Origin of the sequence: Polaromonas sp. (assembly GCF_030682935.1) — a bacterium.
GTDB lineage: Bacteria > Pseudomonadota > Gammaproteobacteria > Burkholderiales > Burkholderiaceae_C > Polaromonas.
In genome coordinates this window covers 1-8,333 of the sequence record NZ_JAUXNA010000396.1, presented here as the reverse complement: position 1 = coordinate 8,333, position 8,333 = coordinate 1, and the positions used below count along the sequence as shown (strand labels likewise).

Here is an 8,333-nt window from a genome sequence, read left to right as displayed (position 1 = left end):
TCGAAACCAATGGCGCCGACGAGCAGGCGGCGATGGAGGCTTTGCTGGCGCTGATCGCCGACAAGTTCGGCGAGGGAGAGTGAGGATGGCCCCCACGCTTGCCACTGCGTGTGCTGCGCTGCCCCCCGAGGGGGCTGGACTTCGCTTGGGGCGGCCCGGCGCGGCGCACGTTGGTCCGCTCGTCAGGCGGTAAAACCGTATGACCTTCTCGGTTCATGGGCTGGCGGTGTCGCGCGGCATTGCGATTGGCCGCGCCGTGCTCGTGGCCTCCAGCCGCATCGATGTGGTGCACTACTTTATTGACGCTTCGAAAGTGCGGGAAGAAATCACGCGGGTCCGGGTTTCCCGCGACGCCGTGATGGAAGAAATTACGCGCTTGCAGCACGACCTGCCCAAGGATGCGCCGCACGAAATCGCGGCCCTGCTGGATGTGCAGCTGATGCTGCTGCAGGATGAGCAGCTGATCAGCGGCGTCAAGCACTGGATCGCCGGGCGCCACTACAACGCCGAGTGGGCGCTGACCACCCAGTACGACACCATTGCGCGCCAGTTTGACGAAATGGAAGACGAGTACCTGCGCGAGCGCAAAGCCGACCTGGCGCAGGTGGTCGAACGCATCCTGCGCCACATGAAGGGCGTGGCCTCGCCGGTGCAGGCTGCCGTGCGGGCCGGCAGCAGCCGCAAGCAGTCGCAGGACCTGTTGCTGGACGACACCATGGATGTGCCGCTGGTGCTGGTGGCGCACGATATTTCCCCGGCCGACATGCTGCAGTTCAAGCGAAGCCTGTTTGCCGGTTTTGCCACCGATGTGGGCGGCAAGACCTCGCACACGGCGATTGTGGCGCGCAGCATGGACATTCCAGCGGTGGTGGGCGCGCGCAGCGCCAGTCAGCTGATCAAGCAGGATGACTGGGTCATCATTGACGGCGACGCCGGCGTGCTGATTGTGGACCCGTCGCCCATCATCCTGGCCGAGTACGGCTTCAAGCAGCGCCAGGGCGAACTGGAGCGCGAGCGCCTGAACCGGCTCAAGCACACACTTGCGGTGACGCTTGATGGCCAGCCCATCGAGCTGCTGGCCAACATCGAAATGCCCGACGATACGCTGGGCGCCGTCAAGGTCGGCGCCGTGGGGGTGGGGCTGTTTCGGAGCGAATTCCTGTTCATGGGCCGCAGCGGAAAACTGCCCGATGAAAACGAGCAGTACCTGGCCTACCGTAAAGCCGTGGAAGGCATGCAGGGCCTGCCGGTCACCATTCGTACGGTGGACATCGGGTCGGACAAACCGCTGGACAAGCTCGCCGGCAAGGCGCAGGACCGTCACCTTAATCCGGCGCTGGGGCTGCGCGCCATCCGCTGGTGCCTGGCCGACCCGCCGATGTTCCTGACGCAGCTGCGCGCCATCTTGCGGGCGGCTGCCCATGGCCATGTCAACCTGCTGGTGCCGATGCTGGCTCATGGCAGCGAGATCCGCCAGACGCTGGCGCTGATTGGCCAGGCGCGGGCGCAGCTGGACAAAAAAGGCCTGGCCTACGGCCCGGTGCGGCTGGGTGCCATGATTGAAATTCCGGCAGCAGCCCTCTCGGTCAATCTGTTCCTCAGGTACTTTGACTTTTTGTCTATAGGCACCAACGACCTGATTCAGTACACGCTGGCGATAGACCGCGCGGACGAGCTGGTGGCGCATTTGTACGACCCGTGCCACCCGGCCGTGCTGCGCCTGATTGCCGACACGATTGCCGAATGCCAGCGCCAGGGCAAGGCGGTGAGTGTCTGCGGCGAGATGGCGGGCGACGTGAGCATGACGCGCTTGCTGCTGGGGCTGGGGCTGCGCAGCTTTTCGATGCACCCGTCACAGATCCTGGCGGTCAAGCAGCAGGTGCTGCGCTCCGACACCGGCAAGCTCGCACTCTGGGCCGCTGAAGTGCTGGCCAGCGAGGACCCGGCGGCATTGCTGCAGGCTTGAGCGCTTCGCACGTAAACTTCGATCTGCTTCTAAAAGCATAGCTGGCGGCGCGCTCGTCGTTGGTAGCCTGGGCGCCTGCTCGCAGCGTGGCCCGGGCGCATGGCAGCCGCCCCGAGGTGTGCAATGCCGAACCAGGCCCGGGTGTACCTGTGCTGCTGGCGGGCTGAACCGCAGCCGCCGGCAAGGTTTCGTGTTTTGGATTGGCAATCAGAGTGGGGATTTCATGCCTGTTTTTCGATTCAATGGCGCCAATTTCTTTTTAGAGTGCTGTATGGACCGGAGACAACTTTTACCAACAACCTGGCCCTGATCCGAATGCCTGAAAACAATTACCTCGTGCGCGCGCCACTGCTCGATCCGAAGCAAAAAGCCGTCGGCTACAAACTTTCATGGCAAAAGAAAGAGGGTGAAAGCAGCGACGAGGCGGACTTGCGCCAGCTCCTGGCCTTTGTCGCCGAACATGTGCCTGGCTCCAGCTTGGGCTTTCTGTTCCTGGATGCCGTTCCCGCCATGCTGTCCGCTGCGGCGCTGCAAATCCTGCCGCCTTCTAAAACCGTGCTGGTGTTGAACCGTGCCGACCTGGTGGACGAAAATCATGTTGCGCTGGCCGCCGCATTGCGCACGCGTGGTTTTGGACTGGCGCTGCGCGACCCAGACCTCGCCTGTCTGGAGCAAGATGAAACGCTGCTACCGCTTGTAACCCATGTGATGCTGAACGCGGGGCATCCGGAACAGGCGGCCATCGTCAAACTCGCCAAGACCAGGAAAGCCCCCTTGTCCGTGGTCGTCGACGGGTTTCCGGGGTGGCGGGAGTTTGATGCCTGCGCCCTCATGGGTTTGAACGGAATTGTTGGGAATCTCTGCTTCATGCCCCGCAAGCCGAATCCCGACGAAAAACCAAGCTCGCAAGCCATACTGATCCTGCAACTGATGCAGTTGGTCCAGGACAACGCGGACATACGCCATCTGGAGAAAATCCTGAACCTGGATTCAGCGATTTCGGAGAAGCTGCTGCATCACATGAACTCCGCCAGGTTTGGCCTGGACGGCCACATTGAGTCCATGCGTCAGGCCGTATCGATGCTGGGTTACAAGCCACTGTTCCGCTGGCTGTCGCTGTTGCTGGCCATGACCAGCAAATCAGGATTTTCTCCCGCCCTGCTGCAGGCTGCCATTGTGCGCGGACGATTCATCGAGTTGCTGGGCCAGGGCCTGCTTCACAAGAGCGAGGCCGAGAACCTGTTTGTCGTCGGCACTTTTTCGCTGCTGGACCAGCTATTGGGGATACCGGTCGACGAGGTGTTCAGCCAGGTGGTCTTGCCGGAAGCGGTCGCGCAGGCTCTGCGCTCGCGCGAAGGGGCGCTCGGGCCGTTTCTCTCGCTGGCCGAGGCGTGCGAGCGGGAGGATGGCGGCGCGGCAGCCCTGGCTGATGCCCTCTCCATGAATGCCGAGCGCGTCAACCAGGCCCACCTCGCCGCGCTGGCCTGGGCGCAAAACATCAAGTTTTGATGGGCGATGAAACAAATTTGTTGTCGGCAACAACTTTGTTTCTGAAGCCCGAACAAGGGGGGTGATTGGAGGGGCGCTTGATCGACCGGGTTTTTGCCCAACTGGAGTTTTCGAGTCTGCCGTCCACCCGCACTGACATCAAGACTTGGCCGTGCTGCGTGCGTGCCAGGATGCTGCCTGAAGCGCGCAAAGCTTAACGAGGGCCAGCGCCGCGTGTGCCCAGCACCGCCGCGCCCATGATCATCAAGGCCGCCAGGCCAATGCTCCAGCTCAGCGGGCGGCCGCTGACCAGCATTAAGAGCGCCGTCGAGCCCAGCGGTGTCAGGTAGCTCAGCACGCCGATCTGCCGGGCGTCGCCCCGCTTGAGCGCTTTGTCCCACAGAAAAAATGCGCCACCCAGCGGCCCCAGTCCCATCACGGCCAGCAGCAGCCAGTCTTGCCCCGACAACGCCACCGATGGCTCCAGCGCCCAGTGGCACAGCAGCGACAGCACGCCCGACACCAGCCCGAACAGGCCGATCGCCGCCGTTGGAAACGGCTTGACGCGCTGGGTCAGCAGCGAATAGCTGGCCCAGATGAAAGCGGACGCCAGCGCCGGCACAAATCCCCATGACCAGCCGCCGCCCGCAGCACCGTTGCTGGCGCCCAGGATGGCAATCGCCGCGCCGGCAAACCCGAGCAGTGCCGCCGCCACATGCCGGGCGCGCAACTGCACGCCGGCCAGAAACAGCGGCGCCAGCACCACCATGAACAGCGGCCACAGGTAATTGACCAGGTTCGCCTCGACCGGCGGCGCGTGGCGCAGCGCGATGAACAGCAGGAAGTGAAAGCCAAACAGCCCGTACACGCCCAGCGCCAGGGTACTGCCCGGAATCTTCCATTGCCGCCTGTCTTTGAGGACAAAGGGCAGCGCCAGCAGGCTGCCCAGCAGCAGCGCCACGCCGGTCAGCAGAAAAGGCGGAATGTGCTGCAGCGACACGCCGAGCGAGGCGAGACCGGCCCACAGTGTGATGGCGCCCAGCGCGTATAAATTGGCTTGCATGTGCGTCGCGCTAGCCCAGTGGTTTCAGCAACTCCGCCACATCGCTCTCGCTGAACAGCGGCTGCTTGCGCGCGACCGAGCCGCTGTACATGCTCTCGGCCAGCGCGGCTTTGCGCTCCTGCAGTGCCAGGATGCGCTCTTCAATCGTGCCCTGGGCCACCAGCTTGTAGACGAAGACCTGGTTTTTTTGCCCGATGCGGTGGGCGCGGTCGGTGGCCTGGTTTTCGGCGGCCGGGTTCCACCACGGGTCGTAGTGAATCACGGTGTCGGCCTGCGGCAGGTTCAGGCCCACGCCGCCGGCTTTCAGGCTGATCAGGAATAGCGGCACCTGGCCCGAGGTGAAGCGCTCAATGATCTCGTCGCGCTTTTGCGACTGGCCGGTGAGCTTGACCCACGGCAGGCCGCGCGCCTTGAGCTCGTCCTCGATCAGCGACAGCATGCTGGTGAACGACGAGAACAGCAGCACGCGCCGGCCCTCGGCCAGCATTTCGGGCAGCAGTTCCATCAGGTGCTCCAGCTTGGCCGACTGCTTGACCTTTTTGGCCGACGCCAGCGGCAGCAGGCGCGGGTCGCAGCACACCTGGCGCAGCTTGAGCAGGGCGTCCAGAATCTGGATCTGCGACTTGGCCAGGCCCTTGCTGGCCAGTGCATCGCGCACCGCTTTTTCGGTGCTCAGTCGAATGGTTTCGTACAGGTCGGCCTGCTTGCCTGTGAGCTCGATGCTGGAGATGCTCTCGATCTTGTCGGGCAGCTCGGTCGCTACCTCGCGCTTGGTGCGCCTCAGCATGAAGGGCGTGATGCGGCGGCGCAATTGGGCCAGCCGCTCGACATCCCCCTGTTTTTCGATGGGGCTGCGAAACAAGTCCTTGAAGCGGGCCTGGCTGCCCAGAAAGCCGGGCATCAGGAAGTGGAACAGGCTCCACAACTCGCCCAGGTGGTTTTCCATCGGCGTGCCCGACAGGCACAGACGGTGCTGCGCTTGCAGCGCGCTCACCACCTGCGCGGCATGGGTGCTGGCGTTTTTGATGTTCTGCGCCTCGTCCAGTACCACCAGGTGCCAGGGCTGCTCCAGCCAGCGCTCACGGTCGCGCTGCAGCAGCGAGTAGGGCACGATCACCAGGTCGTGCGCGGCCATCTGGTCGGCCGATTCGTGGCGCTCCTTGCCGTGCAGCACCAGGGTGCGCAGACCGGGCGTGAAGCGCTCGGCCTCGCGTCGCCAGTTGCCCATCAGGCTCACGGGCGCGACGATCAGGGCCGGGTGGGTCAGGCGCCCGGCCTGTTTTTCGACCAGCACATGGGCCAATGTCTGCAGGGTTTTGCCCAGACCCATGTCGTCGGCCAAAATGCCGCTCAGGCCGTGTTGGCGCAGAAACTGCAGCCAGTTCAGGCCCTGCTGCTGGTAGGGGCGCAGGCTGGCGGCCAGGCCGGCCGGCACGGGCACTTCGGGCAACCCGGCGTGGCCGGTGAGCTGCTGCACCAGGTCCGTCAGCATCTGGGCGCCGTCCCACACCGCGCCTTCGCCCAGCGCCGCACCGGTGCGCAGCGCGTCCAGACGCGAGAGCTTGAGGCTGTCGCCCGAAAAATCATGGGCCCGGTCGCCCACCAACTCCAGCAGCGCGGCCATCCAGGGCTTGAGCGCGTCGGTCGGCAGGCGTATGAAGCCGCTGCCGTCCGGCGCGCGCAAATACACAAAGGGCGGCAGGCGGGGCTGGCCGGTGGCCGGGTCCGGCGCGCTGGTGGCCGCTGCCGCAATCAGGTCGGGCAGCCAGGGCAGGATGTTGTGGCGCTGGCCGTTGATTTCCATGCCCAGCGACAGGTCAAACCACGGAGAGGTGGCCTCGTCGTCACCCTGCGGCTGCAGTTGCACGTCCAGGGTGTCTGCGTGCGTGATCCAGTCCGTCAGGGCCGCATCCAGCGTGACCACAAAGCCGGCGTCGCGCAGCACTGAAAAGTCGTTGTCGGCCCAGTGCAGCCAGTCTTGCTGCGAGACGTCGCCCGGAATGCCGAACAGCCCGCCGTCCGTGGCCATCAGTCCCAGGTCCATCAGGCGGGTGATGGCGTCGAGTTCAGCTTCGGCGTCGCGCTGCAGCAAGATGCGGCCCTCGGGTCCGTCGATCAGCACCGACAGGCCCTGGCCCGCCCACCAGCCGCGATGCCCCTGGTAGTCAAAGCGCAATTGCGCCTGAATCAATCCCCGGTAGGGGGCATCCTGGGGCGTGTTGGGCGACAGGTGCACGCAGGCCTGGGGCGTGATGCCCTGCAGTTTGGCGATGCTGTGCAGCATGGGCGGCAGCGGCAAAGGCCCGAGTCGCTGCATCAGGTGGACCTGGTGCTTTTGCAGGGCAGAAGGTTTGAGTGGCGGGGCATTGAGCAGGACCGCCAGCTGACTGTCCGCCATGCCGGGCGTTTGCACCGGTCCGCACAGGCCATTTTCGGCATCCAGGTACAGCGGCGGGCTGTTCAGGCACAGGATGGCGCCGGGGCCAAGGCGCGTGCCTGGTGCCGCCGGTGCCAGTCTGGCGCGCAAGGCCCAGCCGGACTCTGCGGCGTACGGGCTGGGCATTTCCTGCCAGTGCCAGTCCAGCGCCTGGGGTGGGCCCCACTGCAGGGCGGCGCCGGCATTTCCTTTGCTGTCTTCCAGAAACAGGCGGCCGGTGCTGGCGGCTTGTTCAAGCGCCACATGGCTCGCCTGACCGTCCAGCAAGACGCTGGCGCTGAAGCTGTAGGCCCAGTAGTGGCCGCCGCTGTCGGGCATGGCCCGCAGCAGTTGCAGCACGTAGCGGTCGGCGTCGCTGGCCTGGTCGTACACCGCCAGGCCCGGGCGGGGCGGCGTGCGAATGGCTTTGCCCTTGGTCCAGCCGCCGTTGGCTTTGACTGAAGACACCACGGCCTCCAGCTTCAGCTGGGGCCTGGGTCCGGGGCTGCCCATCACGCCAAGCAGGTACAGATACTGCGGTGCGCGACCTGGCTTGTGCATACCGTCTGTGGCGGGCGCGGACGGCGCGCTGGCCAGGTCCATCGCCTCGCACCACCGCAGCAACTGGGCTTCGGCTTCCATCCGGGCGATGTTCTCGGCGCGGGCCCGGGCGTCCAGCCTGGCGGCTTCGAGTTGCTCGGGGCTGGGCGGCGTGCGCGCCAAGGTGGGCGACCCGTTGCGGCCCATGATCTGCAGGCCCTGGTAGGCCGCCTTGATCATCAGCGCCACGCCGTGTTTGCACTGGTGGCCCACCGGGCAGCTGCACTGGCTGTCCCAGTAGTCGACCGCACCCTGGGGCGTCAGCGCCATTTCGATGGACAGCTCGTAAGGCTGGCGCTGGCTGCCCTGCACTTCACCGAGCAGCAGCCAGCCTTCGCCCTCGGGCTCGATCTGCAGATCCAGCACTTTCTGGTCGCGGTAAAGCATCAGGCCGCGCGCCCAGGCACCGGCCTCGGCCATTGGTTCGAGTGAATGGGGGTTGAACCACGGGCCTGGGTTCATGGGCGGGTTGTGCATAAAATCGGGCTTAAGCCCATGTCTGATGGGCGTGAGTAGCTATTGAAAGTGTAGTAAAAATAAGACGGTCAGGTGCCCGAACCCGCCGCCAGCACATGCCCGGCCTGCTGGTCGGCGTGGTAGCTGGAGCGCACCATGGCGCCGACAGCGGCATGGCTGAATCCCATCTCGTAGGCCCTGGCTTCAAACATCTTGAAGGTGTCCGGATGCACATAGCGGCGTACCGGCAGGTGGGAAGTGGAGGGCGCCAGGTACTGGCCAATCGTCAGCATGTTGATGCCGTGGTCGCGCATGTCCTGCATGACCTGCAGGATTTCCTCGTC

4 protein-coding genes and 2 pseudogenes are annotated in these 8,333 nt (G+C 64.9%); 3 read left to right on the top strand and 3 right to left on the bottom strand.

Annotation, left to right across the window (positions count from 1 at the left end; translation table 11 throughout):
- The 3 genes and pseudogenes from Q8K05_RS18430 to Q8K05_RS18420 form a co-directional block, all read left to right on the top strand.
- Nucleotides 1-83: pseudogene (locus tag Q8K05_RS18430) on the top strand (HPr family phosphocarrier protein); the annotation flags it as partial.
- A gap of 116 nt (nucleotides 84-199) precedes the next feature.
- Nucleotides 200-1,966 carry a phosphoenolpyruvate--protein phosphotransferase gene (ptsP, locus tag Q8K05_RS18425; RefSeq protein WP_305248138.1) on the top strand — a complete coding sequence of 589 codons (1,767 nt, stop codon included), beginning with the start codon at nucleotides 200-202 and terminating at the stop codon, nucleotides 1,964-1,966.
- Nucleotides 1,967-2,281: 315 nt separating this feature from the next.
- On the top strand, nucleotides 2,282-3,475 hold the full coding sequence (locus tag Q8K05_RS18420; RefSeq protein WP_305248136.1) for an EAL and HDOD domain-containing protein: 1,194 nt from the start codon (nucleotides 2,282-2,284) through the stop codon (nucleotides 3,473-3,475).
- Between the two features lie 193 nt (nucleotides 3,476-3,668).
- On the opposite strand, the gene Q8K05_RS18415 is transcribed toward Q8K05_RS18420, so the two are convergent.
- The 3 genes and pseudogenes from Q8K05_RS18415 to Q8K05_RS18405 all read right to left on the bottom strand — a co-directional run.
- Nucleotides 3,669-4,517 (bottom strand): DMT family transporter, encoded by an 849-nt coding sequence (locus Q8K05_RS18415; protein ID WP_305248134.1) that lies wholly within the window; start codon nucleotides 4,515-4,517, stop codon nucleotides 3,669-3,671.
- A 10-nt stretch (nucleotides 4,518-4,527) separates the two neighbouring features.
- On the bottom strand, nucleotides 4,528-7,995 hold the full coding sequence (locus Q8K05_RS18410; protein WP_305248132.1) for a DEAD/DEAH box helicase: 3,468 nt from the start codon (nucleotides 7,993-7,995) through the stop codon (nucleotides 4,528-4,530).
- A gap of 83 nt (nucleotides 7,996-8,078) precedes the next feature.
- Nucleotides 8,079-8,333: pseudogene (locus Q8K05_RS18405) on the bottom strand (lipoyl synthase); the annotation flags it as partial.